This is a genomic window from Caballeronia sp. TF1N1, from assembly GCF_022878925.1.
Classification (GTDB): Bacteria; Pseudomonadota; Gammaproteobacteria; order Burkholderiales; family Burkholderiaceae; genus Caballeronia.
Genome location: NZ_CP084628.1, coordinates 113,311 through 136,786, shown reverse-complemented (window position 1 = coordinate 136,786; position 23,476 = coordinate 113,311). Strand labels below are relative to the sequence as shown.

General features: G+C 59.8%; 21 protein-coding genes. 9 read left to right on the top strand and 12 right to left on the bottom strand.

Translation table 11 applies throughout. The features are described from left to right. Nucleotides 1-15: 15 nt before the first annotated feature. Nucleotides 16-798 (bottom strand): GNAT family N-acetyltransferase, encoded by a 783-nt coding sequence (locus LDZ28_RS21440; protein WP_244830489.1) that lies wholly within the window; start codon nucleotides 796-798, stop codon nucleotides 16-18. Nucleotides 799-1,565: 767 nt separating this feature from the next. After that, complete coding sequence (locus LDZ28_RS21435) at nucleotides 1,566-3,119, bottom strand: sensor histidine kinase (protein WP_244830486.1); 1,554 nt, start codon at nucleotides 3,117-3,119, stop codon at nucleotides 1,566-1,568. Nucleotides 3,120-3,645: 526 nt separating this feature from the next. On the opposite strand from LDZ28_RS21435, the gene LDZ28_RS21430 reads away from it, so the two are divergent. Then, on the top strand, nucleotides 3,646-4,320 hold the full coding sequence (locus LDZ28_RS21430; RefSeq protein WP_244830485.1) for an HAD family hydrolase: 675 nt from the start codon (nucleotides 3,646-3,648) through the stop codon (nucleotides 4,318-4,320). A gap of 89 nt (nucleotides 4,321-4,409) precedes the next feature. Here the strand turns inward: LDZ28_RS21430 and LDZ28_RS21425 are convergent, their stop codons facing one another. Continuing rightward, nucleotides 4,410-4,928 (bottom strand): Dps family protein, encoded by a 519-nt coding sequence (locus tag LDZ28_RS21425; protein WP_244830484.1) that lies wholly within the window; start codon nucleotides 4,926-4,928, stop codon nucleotides 4,410-4,412. A gap of 375 nt (nucleotides 4,929-5,303) precedes the next feature. Here LDZ28_RS21425 and LDZ28_RS21420 point away from each other — a divergent pair, with 375 nt between their 5' ends. The 5 genes from LDZ28_RS21420 (at nucleotide 5,304) to LDZ28_RS21400 (ending at nucleotide 10,192) form a co-directional block, all read left to right on the top strand. Continuing rightward, nucleotides 5,304-6,200: a LysR substrate-binding domain-containing protein gene (locus tag LDZ28_RS21420; RefSeq protein ID WP_244830483.1), complete on the top strand. Its 897-nt coding sequence runs from the start codon at nucleotides 5,304-5,306 to the stop codon at nucleotides 6,198-6,200. 109 nt (nucleotides 6,201-6,309) lie between these two features. Further along, entirely contained in the window at nucleotides 6,310-7,527 is a 1,218-nt protein-coding gene (locus LDZ28_RS21415) for a CaiB/BaiF CoA-transferase family protein (protein ID WP_244830482.1), read from the top strand. 45 nt (nucleotides 7,528-7,572) lie between these two features. Further along, a complete protein-coding gene (locus LDZ28_RS21410) occupies nucleotides 7,573-8,409 on the top strand; it encodes an enoyl-CoA hydratase-related protein (RefSeq protein WP_244830481.1) in 837 nt (278 codons plus the stop codon). A gap of 24 nt (nucleotides 8,410-8,433) precedes the next feature. Then, nucleotides 8,434-9,804 carry an MFS transporter gene (locus LDZ28_RS21405; protein WP_244830480.1) on the top strand — a complete coding sequence of 457 codons (1,371 nt, stop codon included), beginning with the start codon at nucleotides 8,434-8,436 and terminating at the stop codon, nucleotides 9,802-9,804. A 214-nt stretch (nucleotides 9,805-10,018) separates the two neighbouring features. Continuing rightward, a complete protein-coding gene (locus tag LDZ28_RS21400; RefSeq protein WP_244830479.1) occupies nucleotides 10,019-10,192 on the top strand; it encodes a hypothetical protein in 174 nt (57 codons plus the stop codon). A gap of 39 nt (nucleotides 10,193-10,231) precedes the next feature. On the opposite strand, the gene LDZ28_RS21395 is transcribed toward LDZ28_RS21400, so the two are convergent. After that, nucleotides 10,232-10,567 carry a type II toxin-antitoxin system RelE/ParE family toxin gene (locus LDZ28_RS21395; RefSeq protein WP_244830478.1) on the bottom strand — a complete coding sequence of 112 codons (336 nt, stop codon included), beginning with the start codon at nucleotides 10,565-10,567 and terminating at the stop codon, nucleotides 10,232-10,234. Continuing rightward, nucleotides 10,567-10,851 (bottom strand): type II toxin-antitoxin system Phd/YefM family antitoxin, encoded by a 285-nt coding sequence (locus LDZ28_RS21390; RefSeq protein WP_244830477.1) that lies wholly within the window; start codon nucleotides 10,849-10,851, stop codon nucleotides 10,567-10,569. The genes LDZ28_RS21395 and LDZ28_RS21390 overlap by 1 nt, the downstream gene beginning before the upstream one ends. A 296-nt stretch (nucleotides 10,852-11,147) precedes the next feature. Between LDZ28_RS21390 and LDZ28_RS21385 the strand changes: the two genes are divergently transcribed. Continuing rightward, nucleotides 11,148-12,500, top strand: a complete 1,353-nt coding sequence (locus tag LDZ28_RS21385; RefSeq protein ID WP_244830476.1) for an MFS transporter — start codon at nucleotides 11,148-11,150, stop codon at nucleotides 12,498-12,500. A 108-nt stretch (nucleotides 12,501-12,608) separates the two neighbouring features. Here LDZ28_RS21385 and LDZ28_RS21380 read toward each other — a convergent pair whose 3' ends face one another. The 5 genes from LDZ28_RS21380 to LDZ28_RS21360 all read right to left on the bottom strand — a co-directional run bounded on the left by LDZ28_RS21380 (nucleotide 12,609) and on the right by LDZ28_RS21360 (nucleotide 18,166). Then, entirely contained in the window at nucleotides 12,609-13,091 is a 483-nt protein-coding gene (locus LDZ28_RS21380; RefSeq protein WP_244830475.1) for a 2OG-Fe(II) oxygenase, read from the bottom strand. Nucleotides 13,092-13,641: 550 nt separating this feature from the next. Beyond that, nucleotides 13,642-14,526 carry an alpha/beta fold hydrolase gene (locus LDZ28_RS21375; RefSeq protein ID WP_244830474.1) on the bottom strand — a complete coding sequence of 295 codons (885 nt, stop codon included), beginning with the start codon at nucleotides 14,524-14,526 and terminating at the stop codon, nucleotides 13,642-13,644. 283 nt (nucleotides 14,527-14,809) lie between these two features. After that, nucleotides 14,810-15,310 (bottom strand): hypothetical protein, encoded by a 501-nt coding sequence (locus LDZ28_RS21370; RefSeq protein ID WP_244830472.1) that lies wholly within the window; start codon nucleotides 15,308-15,310, stop codon nucleotides 14,810-14,812. 254 nt (nucleotides 15,311-15,564) lie between these two features. Continuing rightward, on the bottom strand, nucleotides 15,565-16,770 hold the full coding sequence (locus tag LDZ28_RS21365; protein WP_255784777.1) for a sugar transporter: 1,206 nt from the start codon (nucleotides 16,768-16,770) through the stop codon (nucleotides 15,565-15,567). A gap of 163 nt (nucleotides 16,771-16,933) precedes the next feature. After that, nucleotides 16,934-18,166, bottom strand: coding sequence for an FAD-binding oxidoreductase (locus LDZ28_RS21360; protein WP_244830469.1), 1,233 nt, complete (start codon nucleotides 18,164-18,166; stop codon nucleotides 16,934-16,936). Nucleotides 18,167-18,525: 359 nt separating this feature from the next. On the opposite strand from LDZ28_RS21360, the gene LDZ28_RS21355 reads away from it, so the two are divergent. Beyond that, on the top strand, nucleotides 18,526-20,322 hold the full coding sequence (locus LDZ28_RS21355; protein WP_244830467.1) for an ABC transporter ATP-binding protein: 1,797 nt from the start codon (nucleotides 18,526-18,528) through the stop codon (nucleotides 20,320-20,322). A gap of 69 nt (nucleotides 20,323-20,391) precedes the next feature. Here LDZ28_RS21355 and LDZ28_RS21350 read toward each other — a convergent pair whose 3' ends face one another. Then, nucleotides 20,392-20,979 carry a DUF308 domain-containing protein gene (locus tag LDZ28_RS21350; protein ID WP_244830465.1) on the bottom strand — a complete coding sequence of 196 codons (588 nt, stop codon included), beginning with the start codon at nucleotides 20,977-20,979 and terminating at the stop codon, nucleotides 20,392-20,394. A gap of 155 nt (nucleotides 20,980-21,134) precedes the next feature. Between LDZ28_RS21350 and LDZ28_RS21345 the strand changes: the two genes are divergently transcribed. Further along, on the top strand, nucleotides 21,135-22,616 hold the full coding sequence (locus LDZ28_RS21345; protein WP_244830464.1) for an HD domain-containing phosphohydrolase: 1,482 nt from the start codon (nucleotides 21,135-21,137) through the stop codon (nucleotides 22,614-22,616). Nucleotides 22,617-22,656: 40 nt separating this feature from the next. On the opposite strand, the gene LDZ28_RS21340 is transcribed toward LDZ28_RS21345, so the two are convergent. After that, complete coding sequence (locus tag LDZ28_RS21340) at nucleotides 22,657-23,454, bottom strand: SDR family NAD(P)-dependent oxidoreductase (protein ID WP_244830462.1); 798 nt, start codon at nucleotides 23,452-23,454, stop codon at nucleotides 22,657-22,659. Nucleotides 23,455-23,476 lie beyond the last annotated feature (22 nt).

The following is a 23,476-nucleotide window of genomic DNA, read 5'->3' as shown; positions in this document are numbered from 1 at the left end:
ACCCCTGGCGTTCAGTCAAACCGTCGAGACGAACCAGTCCGATTTTCTCGGGCGAATCAGACGGCGGCCTGCCTTGGCCATCGACCAGACGGGACTATGCCGCTCGATCACGATGCGCGGCTTGAGCACGGGTTTGAACCCGCTAAGAAAGCGGAACGTGCTTGCGTTGGGAATGCCGTCGAAGTCGAAGGTCAACTGTCGTTTCATGGCGTCTTCGATAGCCTGCCAGACGAGCACGCTGATCGCACCGCCATGAGCATCCCGCGTGCGCGAAGACAGCATGTAATACGCGGCATGATTGTCGAAGGTGACGCCTATCGCGGCGACGAGCGCGCCGGTCGTGTCGAAGGCGCCAAGCAGATATCCCGCGCCGCGCTCGACGAAAGCATCGACGAGTCGTTGCATCACGCTCGATCCATAGACATTCGAACGACTGCGTGCTTCGAGGTTGCTTTCGTAGAACCGGTTGAATTGCGCAGGTTCGAGTGGCTTCACGGTCACGAACTTCTGACCGGTACGAATCATATTGCGAGTCTTGTAATGCAGACCTTTCCAGAGTTCCTCGATGGAGCGATCGGCGGAGAACTGCAGCGTGTATCGCGTCGACACGGTAAAGCCATTCAGGCCGAACGCAAGGGCATCTTCCACGCGCGGGTCGAAGATCTGATAGAAGCTGTGGACGTCGGGAATCTGCCCGATCAGTTCTTCCGTGATGCTGATGCGATCCAGCATCGCGCGCGTCTTATCGGCTTCATTGATCTTGAAAGCCGGTCCGAGCGTCCGTGTGAGCGGTGGCATTTGCGAGGTGCGCCAGAGTCCTTTGCGGCTTAGCGAGTACGGCATCTCGCCGACAATTTCGTCGCCGCGCCGGACTTTGGCTGACCGCCAATTGCCATCGGTTGCAATATCGAGCCACCACGGTTCATGAAAGACTGATCGAGGAGCGAGGGCGGCGCTTTCTGATCTCGCTTTTCTTTCTGGCAAAGCGGACGGCTTGGAGCTTTGTCGATCTTTACCTGCCAATCCACGGAGTGTCGATTCGTTAATGGACTTATCTGGCGCAGAAAGTCTTGTCTCGTCCGCGTTGGGAGGCTTGGCAAGAATTGACGATTGCATTTGGTCAGAATGAGTTCTTATAGTTTAGTGACGTGTCATGAAACAGCGACACCCCCGGTGAAATCTTTATACGCGCACGTACACTCACAGTCGGTGGACTGCGGGCATGCTCGCTTTGTTTTATTGAATCTCGCGCGTAGTGGACCGAATCCGCAATACGGCATTCGTCCAATCGGCTCCGCGCTAAATAGATGCTTACGGAATATTACGCGTGCGGGTTCAGGACTCTGTGCGCGACCAAACAATGCACGTCAGGAAAGCTCGGACAATTGCGTTGTCATGGCATGCAAGCTAGCATGTCAGGGACCACGGCGCTGCCTGCGAGCGTCGTTGGCGGTGCGCTGATGTAGCATCCCGCGTTCGCTGTGACAATCGACGGCCGATGAGGAATTTCATACCATCGCTAAGAGCAGCGTTACGCTCTCGATCCATCGCTGGCCTGTCGCCCATCACCTCTTGGTGAACGTTACAACCAGTCGACTAAACGAAACCGACCTGTCGACCCGGACGCTGCCTCCAGACGCGCCACTAAACCGCTGAATCAAGCGCATTCCGAGACCGGTCCCGCTAGGCGTAGGAAAATGCTCCGGAAAGCCGTTGCCTTCATCCTCGACCACTAACGTCAGATTACCCGTCTCGTCCGTCAGGCCCACATGAATATGCCCACGACCGTACTTCAACGCGTTCATCGTCATTTCAGCCACGACGAGTCCCAATGTGGTCATCTGCGTCTCGCTCAATGAGACGCCTCTCGCATCGACCGAGATCGATCTGCCTGGGTCTAATGCGGTTATGTGATCGACCACGCCGCTTAGATAATCCTGCGCATCGGTTTTCAAGGCGTTATCCGTCGAATACAAACGCTCATGTACCGATCCAATGCAATCCACTCGCGTGGCCGCTGCCTGGAGCTGATGCTTGACGGTTGCGTCTGCTGCCAAACTTGCCTGCAGCGAGAGAAGAGTCTGCACCAACTGGAGACTATTGCGGACGCGATGATGCACTTCCTTGATTGCCAGAGCCGAGTCTTCCAGCCTGGCTTCCTGCGATGAGACCATCTTGACGAGCGCGTCTTCATGCGAGCGCCATTCCGTGATGTTCCGCAGCACCATCAACGCGCCGGTAATGGCGCCGTGCTCATTGAGCACGGGGGAAATGGATACATCCCACGACTGCTCGTCGCCGATGATGGCAGACGCGCTGCGCCCATCGACGTGCGTGGACTTCCCTGCAATGGCTGCGCGAACGGCCTGTGCAATGCGTGCTTGGTCATCGTCGTGCCATAACGCGGTGTGAGCAGCCCCGACGAGGTTGGAGCCTTCCTTGAATGCAAACGCGGATTGACAGGCCTCGTTGGCAAATTCGATCTTTCCGTCCGTCGTCACCAGCAACACGCAGTCGGAACTCGCACCCACGAGTTGAGGCGAAAAGCGTTGTGCCGCGCCGAGTCCGTCCTCGGCCAGGCTCTGTTCCCGGCAGAAGGAAATGATGTTGGCGATAGCCGAAATGAACACCGCGTCGACATCGGCAAAAGCATGGCTATGCGTGCTATCCACCTCGAGAATGCCGAACGGCTCTCCCATACCTTGAATCGGGACATTGATCGCGCTTTTGAGTCCATGCCGGGCCATGATTGGAGGAACGTTGAATCGCTTGTCCACGTCGATGTCGCCGCTTACGACGATGCGGCGCGTGAGGAACGCCGCCCCAGCAGGATTACTCGCTTCCGCTTCCACTGGAATGAGCCAATCCTCGTCGTCCCATCCAATACCCGCCGTCATGATGAGCGTGTGATTTGAGGCGACGTAGCGCAGCACTTTTGTATGCTTCGCATTCATTCCCTCGGACAGGACCCGGCATGCCTCGTCGAGAACCTTAGGGAAGTGAAGCAACCCGAAAGCCGTGGCGCCAAACGCAACTGCCAGCTCCTGTTGCTTGCGCAGACGTTGTGCAACCAGCTTCGACGATACCGACGCCGGCGTTCGCTGCGAATTCGGGGCCATGTCATTCCTCGACGAGATCAGTCTGCTCGAACAGTCTTATTGAAGGCGGTATGCCGGACGCTATCGCGGCAGTGTGTATTCTGGGGTCAAACCTCGATCTCCTGAATAACTTTTCGATCGACGGTCCGGACGCGTCCCGAACGAGTGGCTTGGTGATTGTCAGTGAAAGCGACCGTCATGCGCAACCTCAAGGCGAATGAATGCCGAATTTTTAGCGGCGCACCAAGCAAATCGGAGTGGATAGCAGTTGTGACGCATGCTCAGGCATCCATCGTGCGCAGCGTTAGGGAAGACCCCTGGCAAGCGTGAGCCTTTGGGGTTGGACCTAAGGATGCCGAACATCTAGCATCCGGGAAAACGGCTTAACTCACACTCCGACGCTAGTCAACATCGGCAAACTGCAAGCGCCCGCCCGCGTGCGCGGGTCATGTCGGATCTCGACAGGAAGGAAGGAGAGGCGCAGCCCGTCACGCGTTCGCATATCCAAGTAGCTTTTCAGTCAACCGGCATGCTTCAGGAATAAACGATGAAAACGGCCTTTATCTTCGATCTCGATGGAACGCTCGTCGACAGCGTCTACCAACACGTCTCCGCCTGGACCGAAGCGCTTGCGAGCGAGGGCCTTGCGCTGCCTGGATCGAGAATCCATCGAAAAATCGGGATGAGTAGCGAACTGTTCGCAGCGCAGATTTTTCGGGAGATCGCTGGCGAAACCTCGGCGGACTGCATTGATCGCGTAAAGCGTCGGCAGGGCGAACTGTTGAAGGAACTTTCACCGCAGATCTTGCCTTTGCCGGGTGCGCAGGCGTTGCTTGCAGCCTTGACCAAGGCCGATATACCGTGGGCCATCGCGACCAGCGGAAGCCCGGAAGCAACTGCGGCAAACCTCGAAAAGCTGGGCATCGATGCCAAAACGGCCGTAGTTGCAACCAGCAGCGAAGTCGAGCATGGTAAGCCGGAGCCGGATGTGTTCATGGCCGCAGCCAAGCAGCTAGGTGTTGCAATCGAATACAGCTATGTCGTCGGAGACAGCACTTGGGACTTGCTTGGCGCGCGCCGTTGCCATGCCTACGGAATAGGGCTGCAGTCGGGCGGTGTGGGCGAGGCCGAGCTGCAGCGGGCAGGGGCCTTGCACGTATTCGTCGACCCCGCCAATATGCTGGCTCACATGAGCGAGCTTGCAACCCATCCGGATAAGTGAACGAAGCCAGGCGGAAACAGGCTAACGGTCGCGTCCATGCCCTGTCGCACCGTGCGCCGGCACGTGCGACCGTGCTTTTCCCCAAGGACTCAGCGCGTATGACGAGTCGTTTCGAAGAGAAACCACACCCGTTCTTCGGTCTGATCGATCCAGTTCTCGAGCAGGCTCGCCGTTGCCACGTCATCCTTGTCGTCGCAAAGTTCGTGGAGTTCACGCATGAATTTGATCAGCAGTTCGTTATCTTGGCGCAATTCATCCAGCATCGCTTCGGGCGCGACGAACGCCTCATCGTTGTCACCTAGTCGTTTGAGCGAGGCGATTTGCCCAATCGAGCGCAAGGTCGTTCCGCCCAGCTTACGAGCGCGTTCTCCGACCGGATCGATCATTGCGAAGACCAAGGCGGCTTGATCGTCGAGCAAAAGGTGGTAATCGCGAAAGTGCGGGCCGCTTACATGCCAATGGAAGTTCTTCGTTTTGACGAACAAGGAGAAGACGTCCGCGAGAAGTTGGGTCAATCCTGCGGATACCTCCGTGCGGGCGTCGTTGCCAAGGTCGGTCGGGGTGGTCAGGTTCTTTTCGCCAGCGCGATTCGAGTCCGTCGTTGCCATCTTTAACTCCAGGAAAGTGTTTAGTGTCGTCTTGCAGGAGCCATGGCGCAAACGACGTACCCAACCGGCTGCCAATCTCCCGAACATAAGAAGCGTGGCGACTCGCTTTCTAAGAGTCGGCATGGAACGCGTATGCCGCGAGACGGTTATCACCAAATAAAAGCTAGCTATAGATCGCCGCTGCTTGAGGCGTTTCATCCAAAGAAGAAGACGAGTTATTGATACCGTGTTCATCCGGCGCGACGAATATCCCGATTACATCATCAAGAAGTTAAAACGAGGTTGCATTAGCCACTTGAAGTACCGCCGCAGACGGAGTGCATTAGCCGCGCTTTTACGTCAGTATTAGAACCTCCGTAAATCACGCAGAAGTTCATGGACCGTCCCGCGCTGCTGCCTTCTCTGAATTCGATACGCGCTTTCGAAGCTACCGGACGTCTTCTGAGCGTATCGAAAGCGGCGAACGAACTCGCCGTGACACCGGCGGCCGTCAGCCGGCAAGTAAAAGCGCTGGAAGGCTTTCTTGGCGTGGAAATGTTCGAGCGCGTCAAGGGCAGGCTCGAACTGACTTCCGCGGGCGCGCGCTATCTCGCCGAACTCATGCCGTTTTTCGAGGGACTGCGCCAGGCAACCGACGGTATTCGCGGGGCAGGGCGGCGCTCGCAGGTGCTCAAGATTCGATGCCCCGCGACGTTCGCGGTGCGCTGGCTCATACCGCGGCTCGCCAGTTTTCATCGCCAGCATGAGGACGTCGATGTCCAACTCACCACGTCGTCGGCACCGCTCAATTTCGAGCGTGAGGATATAGACGGCGGCATCCAGCTCGGCGACGGCAAGTGGCCCGGTCTTTCCGCACAAAGGCTCATTCCCAATGAACTCGTGCCCGTCGCCGCGCCATCGCGCAAGACCCGCGCGCGCGGCAGGTTGCAAGGCGAGACGCTCCTGCATTCGCTCGCGCGCGCCGACGACTGGGCGCTGTGGATGAAGGCGGCGGGCTTCCCGCTCGATGGGCGCCGTCGCGAAATGCGCTATGAAACCTCACTGCTGGCGTATCAGGCCGCAATCGAAGGTCATGGCGTGGCAATCGCGCAAAAAGCGCTGGTCCGGGCCGAACTCGACAGCGGCCAGTTGGTCGCGCCATTTCGCTTCGAGCTCGACCGTGGCGCGTATACCTATTACTTCGCGTGGGCCGCCACCCGCCGTCCTTCCGCAGCCTTGACGACCTTCCGCGACTGGTTGATCTCGCTCGTCCAGACTAGCGGCACCTCTTAACAAAAACTCAAAGCCTCGTTTCGAAAAAGTCGATTGTTCCGGTGATGGCGCGGCTCTAATCTGCGCCATGGCTCGACGCAACGTCGGACCCGGAGACAGGACCACGACAATGATTCGAGATAGCTTGAAAGGCGTGCGCGTCCTCGACTTTTCGCATGTGCTGGCGGGACCGGTCTGTTCGATGACGCTCGCCGACCTCGGCGCGCACGTCGTCAAGATCGAGCCGCCTGGCGGCGAAATCGGCAGGCAGATAGGGCCGCCGTGGCAGAACGGCGTGAGCCCGACGTTCATGAGCGTCAATCGCGGCAAGTTCAGCCTTTCCATCGATCTCAAGACCGACGCCGGGCGGCGGACAGTCGCGACCATGGCGCGCCGCGCGGACGTGCTCGTCGAGAATTTTCGGCCGGGCGTCATGGCGTCTCTGGGCCTCGACTACGAGGCGCTGCGCGCCGCCAATCCGAAACTCGTCTATTGCTCGATCTCGGCATTCGGTCAACGCGGCGAGAACACGAAGCGGCCCGGCGTCGATGGCGTGATACAGGCCGTGAGCGGACTCATGAGCACGCTCGGGACGGCGCACGGCGATCCGCTGAAAGTGCCGGTGCCGGTAGCCGACATGATGGGCGGCTATCTCGCCACGATCGCCGTGCTGGGCGCGTTGCACACGGCGCGCTTGAACGGAACGGGGCAACACCTGGACGTGAGCCTCTACAACGCAACGCTGATGCTGCAGCAGATCAGCTTCGCGGCGTTCTTTGCATCGGGAGCGGACCCGGAGAAAGTCGGCAGCGCGGCGCCGTATGCGTGCCCAAACGAAGCCTTCCGCACCCGCGACGGATGGATGATGGTCGTGGCCTACCATCCCGGCCGCTGGAGTGCGTTGTGCGAGTTGCTCGATGCGCCCGGCCTCGAAGCGGATGCGCGTTTCGCCACCAACGACGCCCGCGTGCGTCACCGTGCGGAACTTCACACGATTCTGGACGCGCATTTCGCCCGGCGGAGCACGGGCGAGTGGATCGACCTGCTCTCGGCTAGAGACATTCTCTGCGCGCCCGTCACCACGTATCGCGAGGTCATCGAGACGACGGAGTATCGCGAGAGCTGCATTGCCCGCACGGTCGAGCATCCGGTCGCGGGCCGTATGCAGACCCACGGCTTCGCGCTCGGGCCATCCGATTCAGCCCCGCCCGACGAGACGCCCGCCCCGACGACGGGTCAGCACACGCTCGACATGCTGGGGTTTTACGGCATCGAGGAAGAGGAAATCGCCGCGTTGCTGAACGCGGGCGTGATACGCGCGAACGCGGCGCATGCCGGTACGACGTAGGCGCGCGGCGTCGGACAAGAACGCATTTACCTCAGGAGACAGACCATGCAGGACATGGAACGCGGCGATGCGCCGCTCGTGCGCTACACAGTCGACGAAGGCGTGATGAACGTCACGCTCGATGGCGCCGCGAATGGCAACGCCCTCACGGTGGCAATGACCGAAGCGTTATCGGACGTGCTCGAAACCGTCGATCGCAGGGCCGATGTGCACTGCCTGCTGCTGCGATCGTCGTCGAAGCATTTCTGCACGGGCGGAAACGTCAAGGACATGCACAGCGGCAAGGATCTGATGGACGGCGGCGTCGAGCAAGTGCGTGAACGCCTGCGGACGAGTCTGCACCGGATCACGCGCGCGCTCGGCGACATGGAGGTGCCGTCGATCTGCGCGGTGAACGGCGCGGCGATCGGCGCAGGCTGCGACCTGGCGCTGATGTGCGATATCCGGGTCGCCGGGGCGCGCGCGGTCTTCGCCGAGAGCTTTCTTCGACTCGGCCTGGTTTCCGGTATCGGCGGCGCGTGGTTTCTGTCACGCATCGTGGGACCTGCGAAGGCGCTCGAACTGACGCTGACCAGCGAATTCATCGATGCCGACGAGGCCAGGCGGCTCGGTATCGTCACGAACGTCTATCCCGACGACATGCTGGATAGCGAAGCGCTCGCGCTTGCGCGGCGCATTGCCGGCAGTCCGCCGCTCGCGCTGCGCATGTCGAAGAAGCTGGTGCGCGAGTCGTCGCACTGTACGTTGCCCGCCGCGCTCGAATTGGCGGCGAACATGCAGGCCATCTTGCTGTGCGGGAACGAGCACAAGCAGGCGGTGTCGGCATTCATCGAGCAGCAGGTCCGACGAAAGGCGCCGCGCGGCGAAGGCGGCGTCGCCTGACATGACCAACTGGAGGAGACACACATGAACAAAGGATCAGGCAAGGTGCATGGTCGGCCCGGCATGTTGCGCATAATCGTGACATCCAGTCTCGGAACGATGCTCGAGTATTACGACTTCTTCGTCTACGTCGCGCTGACGGCGACGCTCACGCATCTGTTCCTTCCTTCCACGGACAAGTCCGTCGCGGCGCTGGCCGGCGTTGCCACGTTCGGCATCGCGTATGTGGCCCGCCCGCTGGGCACCGTGATCTTCAGTCCGATGGCCGACCGCATCGGACGCAAGAAGACCTTCGTCATCACGCTCGCGATCATGGGAATTGCCACCGTCGGCATCGGTTGTTTGCCTACCTATGCATCTGCTGGCATTGCCGCGCCCATCGCGCTGCTCACATTGCGCATCGTGCAGGGCGTCGCGCTCGGCGGCGAGTATGGTTCGGCTGTCGTGTACGTCATGGAGCATGCCCCGGAAGGACGCAAGGGCATGGCGACCAGCGTCTTGCAGAGCACGGCGAGCATCGGTTTGCTACTTGCGCTCGTCGTTGTCTCGGCCCTGAAGCTTTCGCTCGATACGGCCAGCTTCGAATCGTGGGGATGGCGGGCGCCGTTTTTGATCTCCGCGCCGATCGTGGCCGTCGCCACGTGGATACGGCTCGGCATGACGGAGACGCCGGTATTCACGGAGATGCGCGACGCAGGCCGGCTGTCGAAGCGGCCCTTGCAGGAGACACTGTCGAGCAGAACGTCCTGGAAAGCCATTCTAGTGGCGATGTTTGGCGCGCAAGGCGGCACCTCGGTGTCGCTGTACACCTCGATCGTCTACATGCTTTATTTCTTGCAGAACGTCCTCAAAGTCGAACCGACACAGGCCAACGTGTGTCTCGGCGCCGGCATCTTGATCGCCGCGCCGCTCTATCCGGTGTTCGGCCGATTGTCGGATCTCATCGGGCGCGCGCGCGTGATGCTGATCGGCATCGTCATGTGGATCGCGGCTGTCTATCCGGCGTTCGCGGGCATCAGGGCCAGCGTGGCGTCGTCGCAGTGGATCTCCGTCTCGCTGCTGATCGCCGTACTCGCCGTGCTGACCGCGATGATCATGGCGCCACTGCCTGCGTTCGTCGCCGAGTGTTTTCCTCCGCAGAGCCGCACGACCGGGTTCGGCCTTGCACAACAACTCGGCAACGTGGTGTTCGGCGGGTTTCTGCCTTTGATCAGCCTCGCGCTCGTCAATCTGACCGGCAACCCGCTTGCGGGCGTCGGCTATTCGATCGCTTCGCTCCTGCCCTGTCTCGCTGTGACATGGATCTGGGGCCTAAGGCAGGACGCGCGGATGAGAGCCGTGCGCGGCAACGACATGCCGGCGCATGCCAATGCGAAGACGCTGACCACGCGCTGAGCCGGACACGGCCGTGGCTCACATCGGCGCGGATTCGAAGTGCTTCGGCGCCTGTGCGCTCGATTCGCCAACCGCGGGCAAATTTCTCGATGCGAACTGGCAGCTCAACGGAACGCGTCGCCAGCTTCGCGCCGGTAGCTGGCCCGGAATCTGCGCTGCCTTTTCGGTGTCGCGAACTTGAGCGGCCAAGTCGAACCAACCGTTGAGACAATCCATGACCGATCCCCGTAACGTCGCGCACGACAAAAAAGTGCAGCAGGAAAAGAAACATCACGGCGAAGACATCGCGCCGGACGCGGAACACGCGCCGCAGCCCGGGAAAAAGCCGCATATAAAACACGAGGAAACGAAGGACGAGGCTTCATCCACGGACGATGCTGGCAATTAAGTGGTACCGCACGTCCTTGGACGTGCGGTACCACTAGGTTCAGATAAGCCGCAGCACGATTCGCTGAAGGAGTGCTTGCAGATCGCGTCGCGTATCGCAGACGAGATGGATGTACAGAACGCCTTCGCGCACTTGATAAATAATTCGGTTCTTGCCGGAAATGACTTGTCGGAAAGTGTCGTCGACGAAACCTTCGAGTTCAACCGGAATATGGCCGCTCTCGGGGAACTGGCGGATTTGCGTGATCGTCTCCTGCAAGTGCGCAGAGGTCTGACGCCACGTTTCCCAGCCGAAAGTACGGACGATATAACTTCTCAGTTCCTCGATGCCGATTCGGGCTGTCGGCAACACCCGGTACTTCAACAGCGCCGGCATCAACGAAGCCTTTCCTCGCGGTCCAATCCGTCGAGTTCCGAAAAGAATGCATCGCCTTCGACATAATCCTCGCGTTCGATCTGCTTTTGACCGATTGCCAGAATCTTCAACATGGCGAGTGTCTGCTGGGCGGCTTCGTAAGTTCGCACATCCTGCACCACGAGCTTTGCTTCGCCGTTCTGCGTGATGATTAGCGGCTCGCCGGACTCGGCAAGGTCCTTGACGATTTGTGCCGCTTCGCTCTTTAAATAGCTGATCGGCTTCACATGATCGGCAATGTGCATCGGATACTCCGTTCTACAGGTTGAACGAGACTAAATATAGACCAATTTCAGTCTGGTGGCAACGGCCGTTGCTGCCACAACTACGGCGCGCGCGCGGTAACCATGTGGCGGCTGCCGTTACATGCACGCCTCGATCCAAGGCAGAACGCGGGTTTTCCCCGGGCCACATCACGCGCAAATTGATTGGATTTCTAATTAAGGCGGAGCTATCGTGCGTCAGTCCAATGCAGTATTGCTCGCGTTCGGATCTAAAAAACGGCTTCGCTGATAAAACCAAACATCCAGGAGACGAATACATGGAGCAATCCACCACGGCGCCGCATGTCCCGGAATCCGACCTTGGCGATGCTGAGAGCACGGCATCGAATGACCAGGCTTCACCGAGAGTGCGGCGAATTCAGCGTACCGCACTTGCTTTGCTGCTCCTGAGCGGAGTCATCAATTACATCGACCGCGCGACGCTGTCCATTGCGAATCCGCTCATCCGGCAGGATCTCGGCCTTTCGGTCGGGGAAATGGGCCTGTTGCTGTCGGCGTTTCTATGGGCTTATGCGTTTGCGCAACTCCCGGCGGGTGCGCTGGTCGATCGCTTCGGTGCGCGTGTCATGCTTTCTGTAAGCCTTGCGATGTGGTCGATAGCGCAAGCGTTCGGCGGCGTCGTGACCAGTTTCGCTCAGTTCTTCGCGGCGCGCATGGTGCTCGGCATAGGCGAGGCGCCGCAGTTTCCGACGAGCGCCAAAGTCGTTCGTGACTGGTTCGGCAAGAAAGAGCGCGGTGCCGCCACGGGCATCTGGAACAGCTCGTCGACGCTCGGCACCGCCATATCGGCGCCCTTGCTCACGGTCGTCATGTTGACTGTCGGATGGCGATGGATGTTCGGCATCATGGGTATCGCGGGCCTCGTCGTGGCGCTGTGCTTCTACCTCGTGCATCGCGACCCGCGTCAGGTCGACCTGACGCATCGGGAGCGCGCCTATCTGACCGACGTCGATGGCGAAGTGCAGACCCGTCCGACATGGCGCGAGTGGCGCCGTCTGTTGGAGTTCGGAACGACGTGGGGCATGCTGCTGGGTTTCTTCGGCACGATCTACGTCTTGTGGCTTTACAACGCATGGCTGCCGACGTACCTGCAAATGGAATTTCATCTCACCATCTCGAAGTCGGGATGGGTGGCGGCCGTTCCGTATCTCTTCGGCGTGGTGGGTAGTTTGTCCGGTGGAAAGATCTGCGACGTGCTTGCGCGGCGCGGCGTATCGGCGGTCAACAGCCGGAAATACCCGATGGCCGCATCGCTTTTCGGTGTCTGCGTCTTCACGATTCTGACGGGCCTCACGCACAGCGCGACGCTGGCAGTCGTGTTCATCTCCATCTCGATGTTGCTTCTGTATGTATCGAGCAGTGCAGCCTGGGCGACGGCGTCCGTTGCCGCGCCCGCCAACTGCACCGCGTCGATCGGCGCGATGCAGAACTTCGGCGGCTACTTCGGCGGGGCGCTGGCGCCGGTGGTCACGGGCTTCATCGTGCAAAAGACGCATTCGTTCCAGCCCGCGCTGTTCGTGGGAGCGGGCGTTGCCGCTGTTGCGGTGATCGGCTATTGGTTGCTCGTGCGCGGCCCGATTCCGCCTGCCGCGCTCAGTCACGAAGCGTAAAAGCGAAGAAGCAGGACAACGATAGCGAGGGCCCGGGCCGCTCGCTATCGTTCGTTCAGTCATGCGGCCGCCAGCGAACGTATCAACGTGGCTTGCGTGCCGCCAGCGTCACACTCGTTGCCTCATCCAGCACGCGATGCTCAAGCGATCGCGCGTTGCGGGCAGCACCTCGTGTTCGAAGTGTGCCGAGAGAAACAACAGCAGCGTCCCGGCGCGTGGAAAGACGTCGTGATGTGTCTGATCGGCAAGGTAGAGCCGCAGTGCGCCGCCTTCGACGTCCTGCCACGCTTCGTTGAGATAGAACACGGCGGAAATCACGCGGCTGTCGTTATTGCGCAGGCAATCGAGATGACGTGTGTATCCGGTACCTGGCCGATACACCGCGTAGTGTGATTCGCTATCGACCAGGCCTAGAAACAGTTCGCGGTTGAGCGTCATCTGCAGCGCTTCGATGCGATCGGCGAACGTCTGCTGCCGCGGACTCAACGCATCGGGCTGGAACCAGCGCGTACTGTCGCCGCGCAAGAGCGTGGCCGCGCGTTTGGCACCCACACGGGCGGGTGTCAGCAACTGGGCTGCATACATCGCCATGCATTCGGTAGCCAATGCCTGTGTCTGAGGCTGTGTCAGAAAATCTGGCACGACACACCAGCCATTGACGGCGAGGGCGCTTGTCGCAGTATCGAATTCGCCGGATCGGGAATTCGTCGAGACGTCGATTACGTCGTCACATGCGGCTTCGCATATCCAATCATTATCCGAAGATTGGACTTGCGCTTCAGTCAGGGGGTGTTCCAGAGATGCCCTTTTTTATTTGTTCTTGCGCTGGCGGCTCGAAAGAGCAATCGCTCTGGCTTGCTACCGGTTGTTCGAGACCATCTAGCGTCGATGGTCGCGTCGAACGCGGATATCGACACACGCCGGACCCGGCGGGATAAGCCGCGTCGAGGCAGCCGATCTGTCGAGATCACGGCGCAGTCTACACGAGTGAGACCGATTCCGACCGTTGCTGCGCGAGCGAAGTTATTGCGGACGTCCTATACGCAGCGTCGACATTTTGAATGGGACACTTTCGGTACCAAGCGCGCGACGGACGATGGTTGCGGCGGTCACGTCGCGCTTTGCGGTATCTGCCCGCTTACTACGTCTTCGATCGCACGAGCGAGCGATCGAGAAAATCGATCAAGAGTGGCGCCATCTCGTCGAGCTTGTCTTCCAGCGCGAAGTGTCCCGTGTCGAGAATGTGTATTTGCGCATCCGGAAGATCCCGCAGATAAGGATGCGCGCCTTCTTCCGGGAAGATCTTGTCGTTCTTGCCCCACATGATGATGGTCGGCGGCCGACGCTCACGGAAGAACGCCTGAAACTCAGGATAGAGCGGCACGTTCGTCCCATAGTCCAGAAAGAGGTCCATCTGGATTTCGCGGTTGCCGGGCCGGTCGAGCAGCGCCTGATCGTGAATCCAGTTATCCGGGCTGATTCTCGATACATCCGATACGCCGTCCGTGTATTGAAAAATTGTCGTGTCCAGCGTCACGAGACTGTGCAGCGCTTCGCGATTCTTGACCGAATTGTCTGCCCAATACGCTTTGATCGGGTTCCAGAATTCGCGCAGCCCTTCGACATACGCGTTGCCGTTCTGAACGATGAGCCCCGTCACCCGCGCCGGGTCCATGAGCGCGAGGCGGTATCCCAAAGGCGCACCGTAGTCCATCACGTACATTGCAAAGCGGTCGATGCCAAGACGCTTGAGCAACGCATCGACGATTTCAGCATAGTGCTGAAAGCCGTACTTGAAGACGGTGTGATCGGGCGCATCGCTCTGACCGAAGCCCGGGTAATCGGGCGCGACTACGTGATACTTCTCGGCCAGGATGGGAATGAGATTGCGGAACATATGCGAGGACGTGGGAAAGCCGTGCAACAGCAGCACCACGGGGGCTTCAGAAGGCCCCGCTTCTCTGTAGAACACGTTGAGCCCATCGATATTCTCGGACTGGTATCGAATGACAGGAATCGCGGTCATGGTGTATCCCGAACAAGGAGTGGTTATGGCGCCGCGTCCCGGCGAGCACTTGTTTCGCTCGGAACCGGTCTGCAGCGGCCTGAAGCCATACTGCAGCGTTTGCGCTTCTTGCGGAATCACCCCGGCGCAGAATGCACTGTTCGGGTTAGGAGAAGAATAAACGGGGCGGCTGAAGGCGGACGCCGGCGGCCGCCGTGCCACGACCACCATCACGGATGTGCCGTGTGCTTTGTCGCATGGCGTATTCGGTTACACCAAGCGTAACGGCTGGCTTTCCGACTGTTCAGCGCGGCGGCGCGAAGGGATTGATAGGCCGAACGCTATCGACGTTCTTCACACGTTCGAGCATCTGTACTCTTTCCCAACCGGAAACCAGTGCCTCCAGCCCTCGCACGACATCGGCTTCCATGGCCTGCAGTCCCACGTCGCCTCTAAAACTGGCGCTGAAGGCGGCATGCCACCGGTATTGAAAGTACCCCGAGACTTCTTCGATGCGCTCGGGCGTCCCTGACTCCGTAAAAATCACGGATTCAGGCGAAAACACGTCGTAGAAGACCATGTGCGGTTGGTCGGACTGCACCGCGACGCTGGGTTCATCGCAAACGAGCAGTGACGCGAGCAACTGAATAGAGCCCTTCAAACCTCTTGGCGTCTTGAAGACCCAGATCCGCTTGGGCAGCCGCTGGGAGAGCGTTACCAGTTTGGCGCTGCTGGAGCCAATCGAACCAACCAGCCCGTTCTTGACGTTCTGCTCGAAACTTGGCGCGTGATAAAAGATATCCATGTGCTGCTAATAGCCTCTTTGTTTGCGACTTCCAATGCTGTTTCGTCCCGACGATTCGTGCGACGCAGGCGCGCAAGAACGACGATCGAAGCCAGTTACTCAGATGCACGCGCGGGAGCGCGCCTATTCGATTTCTTTGTCGCAAGGAACACTCACCGGCCTCGAGTATTCGATGCTCTTGCAAGACGTGCGGTTCACGAAAGTCGACACGGGTCGGATGACATCCGACCAACCACGCCCGACCACGCGGCTCGCTAGTGAGTCAAAAGGGGCGCAGCGCGCCGCGTGCCACGACGTGCCGCCAAGAACGCGAGCCAACACACTACCGCGCCAAGCACGGCGACCGCTGCGCCGAACATTCCTATCCAGGCTAGCCCGACATCGCGAGCGACGAACTTTCCGACCAGCGCGCCGGCTCCGATGCCTATATTGTACAGAGCGGAAAACATCGAGATGGCTATGTCCGCCGCATCCGGAGCCAGTCGCAGCACGTGTGCCTGCATGGCAAGCCCGAAGCAGATGATCGCCACGCCCCAGAACAGCAAGAGCATCGACAGCGTGCCGACGTACTGTCCGCAAGGCCAAAGCAACAGCAAGCAAGCGGCAAGGGCACACAAGGTCCACAGCAGGAACCGGCGCGGGCGGTTGGCGTAAAAGCGGCTGAAGCAGACCGCGGCCGGAACGCCCGCGGCACCGAACAGCACCAGCAGAAATGTCACTTCGATATTGCTCGCGCCTGTCACGGCGCGAGCAAACGGTTCGAGATAAGTGTAGGAAGTGAAGTGCGCGCAGACCGTAAGAACCGTCACCGCAAAGAGCGCAACCAGCACGGGTGTCTTGAGGAGCTTTGGCAGACTGTTCAACGAACCTGAACCCTGGCTATCGAGTTTTGGCAACGTCAACCATAACGCGCCCATGCCGAGCACCGCTGCGCCTGCGATGATCTGGAAGGTCGCGCGCCATCCGAAGGTATCGCCTATCGCTCGTCCGATGGGGACACCGGCCACCATGGCGACCGATGTTCCGATCGATATCATCGCGAGTGCACGGCGCTCTCCGTCCGGTGGAACCAGGCGCACGACGAGCGGGATGGAGATCGACCAAAAGACGGCATGCGCAAACGCAATGCCGATTCTACCCAGTACGAATATCTCGAAGTTCGGCGCGACTCCAGTCACGATATGACTGAGTATGAACACGATAAAGACGCGCATTAGCAGGGTGCGGCGTTCTACTTCGCGGACGAACAAGGTCAACGGTAATGACGCGACGGACACCGTCCATGCGTAAATGGTCATCACCACGCCGACGTCGGTCGGACGCATGTCGAGGCTGTTACCAATTGCGGTAAGCAAACCGACGGGCACGAATTCGGTGGTGTTGAAGATGAACGCCGCGAAAGTCAGCGCCATGACACCCCACCAAGGGCGCTTGAAAAACGATAGATGGTGCGTGAGCATCAGGGAACTCGAGGACGAGGGGCGTCGTCGCGTAACGTTGCCTCGCGACGACGCAATCATAACAACACCGTTGCTCGCGGTATGACACGACGTGCCGTGCCATGCGGGAATGTTCCCTCGATGTGCTCGCGTTGCTGCACTCGCCTTGCAAACGCTAAGCGGCCTAAAACCGCTCCGCCCGGAACGGATGCGGGTCCACGAACGGATCTTCGCCCGTCATCAACTCGGCGATGAGCCGTCCGGTAACGGGACCGAGGGTCAGCCCGTGATGAGCGTGCCCGAAGGCGAACCAAAGCTTCTCATGATTCGGTGCGCGGCCGATGACAGGCATCATGTCGGGCGTGCAAGGCCGGCGTCCGAGCCAGGGCGCCTCGTCGAGACGTTCGCCGATTGGAAACGTCTGACGGGCGAAGGGCTCCACGGCCTCGAGTTGCACAGGCGTTTTCGGTGAGTCACGAAGGCCTAGCTCGACGCCGGTCGTCAATCTGATGCCACGAACCATCGGCGTGATGACGTAACCGATTTCCGCATCGAGAACGGGCTGATTCAACGTTGCTCCAGGCTTCGCCGCATAGTGCATGTGGTAGCCGCGCTTTACTTCGAGCGGCAACGCGTAACCCAGCTTCGTCGTGACGTCATTGGCCCACGGTCCTAAGGCAACGACGACCTGGTCCGCGGTGACCACACCCGACTCGGTGGTGACTCGCCACCCGGACTCGAGTGTCGACGCGTCGCCAATGAAGAACGTGCCGCCGAGCTTTTCGAATAAGTTTGCGTAAGCGCCGACGAGCCCCGATGGATCACTCACGGACTCCGCCGACGAGTACCGGATTGCATATCTGAGCGCGGGACCAAGAGAGGGTTCCGCTGCCTGTAAAGCGCCATCGGCGAGAACGTCGAACGGGATGCCATAGGCGTCCTGCCAATGCGACGCCTCCGCCATGGCCGCTTCGAACGCTTTTGAAGTTCGGAATGCGTTTATCCAGCCTTGCGTTCGCACTAAAGATTGCGCTCCGGCCGCTTCGATCAACTCGCGATGCTCCGAGACGCTGTGCTCGATGAGGGTCGAGTAAGCCTTCGCAATCTTTGCGTGACGGTCGGCGCGCGAATGATGCCAATAACGATAAAGAAACGGCACCAGCTTAGGCATTGCCGCCGCATGAAATCGAACATCCGTGGCGCGATTGCTCGCATACCTGGCAATCTTGGCGAGGTCGCGAGGAAAAGCATAGGGATAAACGCCCTCGCGCTGAATTATTCCTGCATTGCCGAGTGAGGTTTCATTGCCTGGAGGCTTGCGATCGATCAGTGCAACGGCGAGTCCACGGCGCTGCAAATGAATCGCTATCGACGTTCCGACAATACCCCCGCCCAATACGACTGCATCGAAGTCCATGCGTCTTCCTTATGGTCAATCCATCTTGCCGTCCGGACGCCGGCCATACCCGCGTGCTGAACTGCCGGACTGTATTCTATTTCCAAGGCTCCCAGCCATTGCAGCTCCAGAGTTCCGCACGTCCGGAAGCGAAGCAGCGGATGCCGTTGGTGGGAGTTCCCGGAGAAGCGTGTTTTCTTACCGACTGCTCATACGGTCCGCGCACGTCTGTTCATGCAGTCTTGCCATTCGTTGTGAGGTAAGCTCGTCTCGCGGACAACGGGACCATCTACGTTGGCAGGCTCGCCACGTGCGACCAGGCGTCCACTGCATATTCCGGATCATCTCTCATTCTAATGTCGCCTAGCAGAACCATGAAAATGCTGCGTCAGGTCGGCGAGTTTCTCAAGCGAGCTACGCAAGCGTTCATGCTCGTCTGGAGCACGTCACCGCTATTTCTCAGTGGGCTTCTCGTCGCGACCATCGTTGCCGGCGTGCTTCCCGCGGCGGCCGCGGTCATTGGGCAGCGTATCGTCGACGCGGTCGTCACGGCCTCCCACGAACCAGCGCATCGCTTACATTGGCCGGTCATTCGCTATCTCCTCCTCGAAGCATTGGTGCTCATTGCCCTTGCGGCGAGCCAGCGGTCGTTGTCCTTGCTGCAGGCGCTACTCCGCGCGCAACTCGGGCAGAAGGTCAACCTGCTTATATTGGAGAAGGCTCAAAACTTGAGTCTCGTTCAATTCGAGGATTCAGAGTTCTACGACCGCCTTGTAAGAGTACGGCGAGACGCGTCTTCACGGCCGTTGTCGCTCGTGATGAAGTCGCTCGGTCTGGTACAAAACCTCATCTCCGTCACGACTTTCGCGGTGTTGCTCGTGAGGTTTTCGCCGTGGGCGCTTGTCATCCTGGTCGTCGGTGCCATACCGAGCTTTATTTCCGAAGCGCGATTCTCGGGTAGCGCCTTCCGGCTCTTTGGGCGAAGGACGCCCGAAAGCAGACAGCAGAATTACATCGAGTCTCTGCTCTCGAGCGAAGCGAACATCAAGGAAGTCAAGCTGTTTGGCTTTGCCCCGCTTCTTCTGCAGCGCTATCGCGACACCTTCGAGAAGCTCTATGCCGAAGACCGCGCGCTCACGTTGCGACGAGACGGTTGGGGTTTTCTGCTCGGCGTGGTCGGCACCATCGCGTTCTATGCGGCTTATGGATGGATTGTCCTTGAGACGGTGAGCGGAGCCATCTCGCTGGGGCAGATGACGATGTACCTCGTGCTGTTCAGGCAAGGTCAGAGTGCGGTGAGCAGCAGCCTGTCCTCGATTGGCGGGCTCTACGAGGATGGTCTCTACCTGAGCGACTTGTTCGAGTTCCTCGCGCAACCCGAAAACGTGAGCTCCGGTCATCTGACTCAAGGAACGCATCCGGGACAAGGTCTGCAGTTCGAGCGTGTGTCGTTCGCTTATCCGGGCGCCGAGCGCCCGGCACTGACCGACATCAGCTTCGATTTGAAGCCCGGGCAGACACTTGCTTTGGTAGGCGAGAACGGCTCGGGCAAGACCACGCTCATCAAGCTTCTCACGCGCCTTTACACGCCGTCCGCCGGTCGTATCCTTCTCGATGGTTCGGACCTCCAGGAGTGGGACGAATACACACTGCGCCGCCGGATCGGTGTCATTTTCCAGGACTTCATTCGTTACCAGTTCAAGGCTGGCGAGAACTTGGGCGTCGGCGATATCGAAGCCTTCTCGGACAGGACCCGATGGAGCGAAGCGGCACAGAAGGGCATGGCTGCCGCGTTCATCGAGCAGATGGAAAACGGATACGAGACGCAACTTGGACGCTGGTTTGCGGGTGGTCGAGAACTGTCGGGCGGGCAGTGGCAGAAGATTGCGCTGTCAAGGGCCTATATGCGGGAAAGCGCGGATATCCTGATTCTCGACGAGCCGACCGCCGCCCTCGACCCCGAAGCCGAGGCTGGGGTGTTCGAGCAGTTTCAGGCGCAGTCAGGACAGCGGATGTCGATCCTGATTTCACATCGTTTTTCGAGCGTGCGAGGAGCCGACCAAATCATCGTGCTGGACCAGGGGCGGATACTGGAAAGCGGAAGCCATCGACAACTACTCGCGCTGAATGGACGTTATGCGCATCTGTTCGGCCTACAGGCGCAGGGTTACAAATAAAGGTGCCCATACATCGCGGTCGTTGTATGAGCATTCTTCGCTGCAACCCATCTCGGCGCGCTCGATTGCTCAGACCGTGCTCGCGCGATGGCGCCGAAATTGCGCAGCCGATAACCACAAGGCCGAGATAAGGAAGTAGGCCGCACCGACGCCCGCGTAACCGGCTATCTTCGAAATCGCAAGCGTAAGAGGTGCGGGTGTAAGCGCCAGAAAGAAGCATCCTGCAAGTGCCGATTGCGCGCCGCTAAGAACCATGGCCCATTGCGCGCCGAAGCGCTTCCATCGACGTAACGCGGTGGCGAGTTGAAGCAGCCCGGACAAGATGGCCCAGACGCCGACGACGCCGAGGACCCATGCCGTATTCGTTTTGAGCGCAATGATCACGGCGGCGGTCGTAGCCGCGCTGATCGCAACGTTGATCGCCTGCGTGCGATTGCCGGTCTTCCCGCCGCTTCGCGACATGTCGATATAGTTCGCGAGCGCATCCCATGCCGGGTAGATGACCAGCAAAACCGCCGCGCCGGCCACGGAGTGCAATCCGACCACGAAGGCCAGCGCCACCCATACGATCGAAACCGCCGCGCGGGTGAAATAGTAGTTCTTGAGCCAGCGCTCTGCGTTGGCGAGCGTTTTTTCTGGCAGTGAGTAGTCGGACATGGTGACTCCTTGCAATGACTGGTTGGCGCTTCACGATGACCGAGATCTTTGCACCTCGCGCGTGCACTGTGCATCGGTCGAATGACCGAGGCTATGGGAAATCGATGTCGCGTATAGTGGGCGCATTTCCGCTGCAAAACTCCCGTGGTCATCCCATGACTGATCAGGAAGCCGGCCAGTCTCCCTTGCTCGTGTTCGATTGTGTGAAGGCGCTCGCCTTCATCGGTGACTTGAGCATGGGGCAGCCAACCGACCACTCGCCTCGTACGGCGTGGCTCGCCTCGCGTCTGGCGAGTGCGGCCGGTCTCGCGATCGCGAATGCCGACGTAGTGCGCGAGGCGGCGTTGCTGCGCTGGTCCGGTTGCACGGCAAATGCGTCGGGCTTCGCGCAGGTTTTCGGTGACGATGTAGCGTTTCGCCAGGCCATGCTCGAGGATCATCCGGATTGGGCGGAACCGCTCGAAGCGCTCGGCGACGCTGGCGCGGCGCTCACGCCGCTTGCCGTGACCCATTGCGAGGTCGCGGGAGAAGTGGCGCGCATGCTCGGACTCGCGCGCGCGACCGAAACGGCGTTGCGGCACATCTTCGAGACGTGGGACGGTCGCGGCTTGCCTTCGCATCTCACGCACGAAGCGGTTCCCGTGCCTGTGTCCATCGTCTCGCTAGCGGGCGATCTGGAAATTTACAGCCGCGTGTATGGCGTGGACGGGGCGCTCGCTAAAATCGCGAAGCGCGCTGACATGCGCTATCCGGCAGTGCTTGTAGGATATGCGAAGCGCCATGCGGTGCACTGGCTGAAGGAGTTAAATTGCCTGACGCCCGCCGAAATCGATGCGGTTCTTTCAACCGCGCACATGCGGCAGACCACTTCGCCGGAGTTGATCGCAGACGTCATCGACCTCAAACTTCCGTGGATGACGGGCTTCTCGCGCGCGGTTGCATCGACGGCACTGGCGGCGTGCGCCCGGCTCACCTCGAGCGATGAATCGCGCGCCCGGGTCTATCACGCCGGGTTGATCCACGGCATTGGCCGCGCGTCGGTGCCTAACGCGGTGTGGAATCAACCGGAGCGTTTGAGCGAAAGCGCGTGGGAAAAGGTGCGTCTGGTGCCGTACTGGACGTCGCGTGCGGGACGTCTGGCGGGCGCGATAGGTGAAGCGGCGGAGGTCGCATCGTATGCCTATGAACGCCTCGACGGCTCGGGCTATTTTCGCGGCGTGCGCGATCAGGCGCTTGGGTTGGAAGCGCGCGTGCTGGCCGCGTCTGTTGCGTGGGTGGCGCTTCGTTCACTGCGTCCGTGGCGAGCGGCGCTTTCACCCAATGAGGCCGCACAGAGAATGCTCGACGAAGTCGCTAAAGGCCGCGTCGATGCCAATGCGGTCGATGCGCTGCTCACCGACGCCGACGCTCCCGTAAGACATCAGGTAAGCGATGCTCCGTCGCGTGCGCTGCTCTCCGTGCGAGAGATCGACGTCTTGAAAGCGATCTCACGCGGCGCGAGTAACAAGGAAGCCGCACGCGAACTCGTCTTGAGTCCAAGCACGGTGCGCACACACGTAGAGAATATTTTTCGCAAACTCGAATGCTCGACACGCGCGGCGGCAACGCTCAAGGCATCGGCAATGGGCTGGCTTTGAAGCGCGCATGTCTGGCGAGCGTGCGCGCTTCGAATCGAAATCAGTTTTGGATTGCCTGAACCGAGCCGCCATCCACCCGAACGTTGCTACCGTTGATGAAGGACGCACGATCCGAAACCAGCAAAGCGATGGCCGCCGCGACTTCCTCGGGCTGACCTCGTCTCTTTTGAACGATTCCCGGCCGTTCCTCGTCGAGAAAACTCTTGACCGCCTCGTCGAAGGACACGCCCATTTGCTTGGCGCGTTTTTCCATCATACCGTTCGTCATGCCGGTTTCGATGAATGCAGGCGAGACGGTATTGCACAGCACGCCGTGTGCAGCCTCTTTGTAGGACAGATTTTTGATGAATGCAGCAAGCGCGGCCTTGGCAACGTTGTACACCGCCTCTTCCCAGTAAGGCTGCACCGCGTTCTCGGACGTGATGCAAACGAAGCGCCCCCAGCCTTTCGCACGCATGGGCGGAATGGCCGCACGAGCCACACGTACAGCCGAAAAAAAGTCGGTCGCCCAAGCTTCCTCGTAGTCTGCATCCGCCAGTTCGAGCGGATCGCCTTTTGCGCCGGTAACGCCAGCCGTATGAACCACGATATCGATCTGCCCGAATCGTTCCGTGCCTCGCTTGACGAGATCGTCTACCTCTTGTTGCCTGGTCATATCGGCCGCAATCAACAAGCTGGATTGCGCGAGCGCGCCGCTTTCCTTTTCGAGCTTTTGCTGATCCACGTCCGACAGCACCAGATGCACGCCTTCCTCACTCAATTGTTTTGCAACCGCGAGACCGATGCCGCCGCTCGCGCCGGTGATGAGCGCCACGCGCCCCCTAATTCCCAAGTCCATGAATTCCCCTTAGTTGATTAAT

Coding starts and splice junctions, on each gene's coding strand:
- LDZ28_RS21355 (WP_244830467.1), top strand. CDS start 18,526: ATGCTGCGTCAGGTCGGCGAGTTTCTCAAGCGAGCTACGCAAGCGTTC.
- LDZ28_RS21350 (WP_244830465.1), bottom strand. CDS start 20,979: ATGTCCGACTACTCACTGCCAGAAAAAACGCTCGCCAACGCAGAGCGC.
- LDZ28_RS21360 (WP_244830469.1), bottom strand. CDS start 18,166: ATGGACTTCGATGCAGTCGTATTGGGCGGGGGTATTGTCGGAACGTCG.
- LDZ28_RS21435 (WP_244830486.1), bottom strand. CDS start 3,119: ATGGCCCCGAATTCGCAGCGAACGCCGGCGTCGGTATCGTCGAAGCTG.
- LDZ28_RS21410 (WP_244830481.1), top strand. CDS start 7,573: ATGCAGGACATGGAACGCGGCGATGCGCCGCTCGTGCGCTACACAGTC.
- LDZ28_RS21405 (WP_244830480.1), top strand. CDS start 8,434: ATGAACAAAGGATCAGGCAAGGTGCATGGTCGGCCCGGCATGTTGCGC.
- LDZ28_RS21365 (WP_255784777.1), bottom strand. CDS start 16,770: ATGCTCACGCACCATCTATCGTTTTTCAAGCGCCCTTGGTGGGGTGTC.
- LDZ28_RS21420 (WP_244830483.1), top strand. CDS start 5,304: ATGGACCGTCCCGCGCTGCTGCCTTCTCTGAATTCGATACGCGCTTTC.
- LDZ28_RS21400 (WP_244830479.1), top strand. CDS start 10,019: ATGACCGATCCCCGTAACGTCGCGCACGACAAAAAAGTGCAGCAGGAA.
- LDZ28_RS21440 (WP_244830489.1), bottom strand. CDS start 798: ATGCCACCGCTCACACGGACGCTCGGACCGGCTTTCAAGATCAATGAA.
- LDZ28_RS21430 (WP_244830485.1), top strand. CDS start 3,646: ATGAAAACGGCCTTTATCTTCGATCTCGATGGAACGCTCGTCGACAGC.
- LDZ28_RS21415 (WP_244830482.1), top strand. CDS start 6,310: ATGATTCGAGATAGCTTGAAAGGCGTGCGCGTCCTCGACTTTTCGCAT.
- LDZ28_RS21395 (WP_244830478.1), bottom strand. CDS start 10,567: ATGCCGGCGCTGTTGAAGTACCGGGTGTTGCCGACAGCCCGAATCGGC.
- LDZ28_RS21380 (WP_244830475.1), bottom strand. CDS start 13,091: ATGGCGATGTATGCAGCCCAGTTGCTGACACCCGCCCGTGTGGGTGCC.
- LDZ28_RS21385 (WP_244830476.1), top strand. CDS start 11,148: ATGGAGCAATCCACCACGGCGCCGCATGTCCCGGAATCCGACCTTGGC.
- LDZ28_RS21425 (WP_244830484.1), bottom strand. CDS start 4,928: ATGGCAACGACGGACTCGAATCGCGCTGGCGAAAAGAACCTGACCACC.
- LDZ28_RS21345 (WP_244830464.1), top strand. CDS start 21,135: ATGACTGATCAGGAAGCCGGCCAGTCTCCCTTGCTCGTGTTCGATTGT.
- LDZ28_RS21375 (WP_244830474.1), bottom strand. CDS start 14,526: ATGACCGCGATTCCTGTCATTCGATACCAGTCCGAGAATATCGATGGG.
- LDZ28_RS21370 (WP_244830472.1), bottom strand. CDS start 15,310: ATGGATATCTTTTATCACGCGCCAAGTTTCGAGCAGAACGTCAAGAAC.
- LDZ28_RS21390 (WP_244830477.1), bottom strand. CDS start 10,851: ATGCACATTGCCGATCATGTGAAGCCGATCAGCTATTTAAAGAGCGAA.
- LDZ28_RS21340 (WP_244830462.1), bottom strand. CDS start 23,454: ATGGACTTGGGAATTAGGGGGCGCGTGGCGCTCATCACCGGCGCGAGC.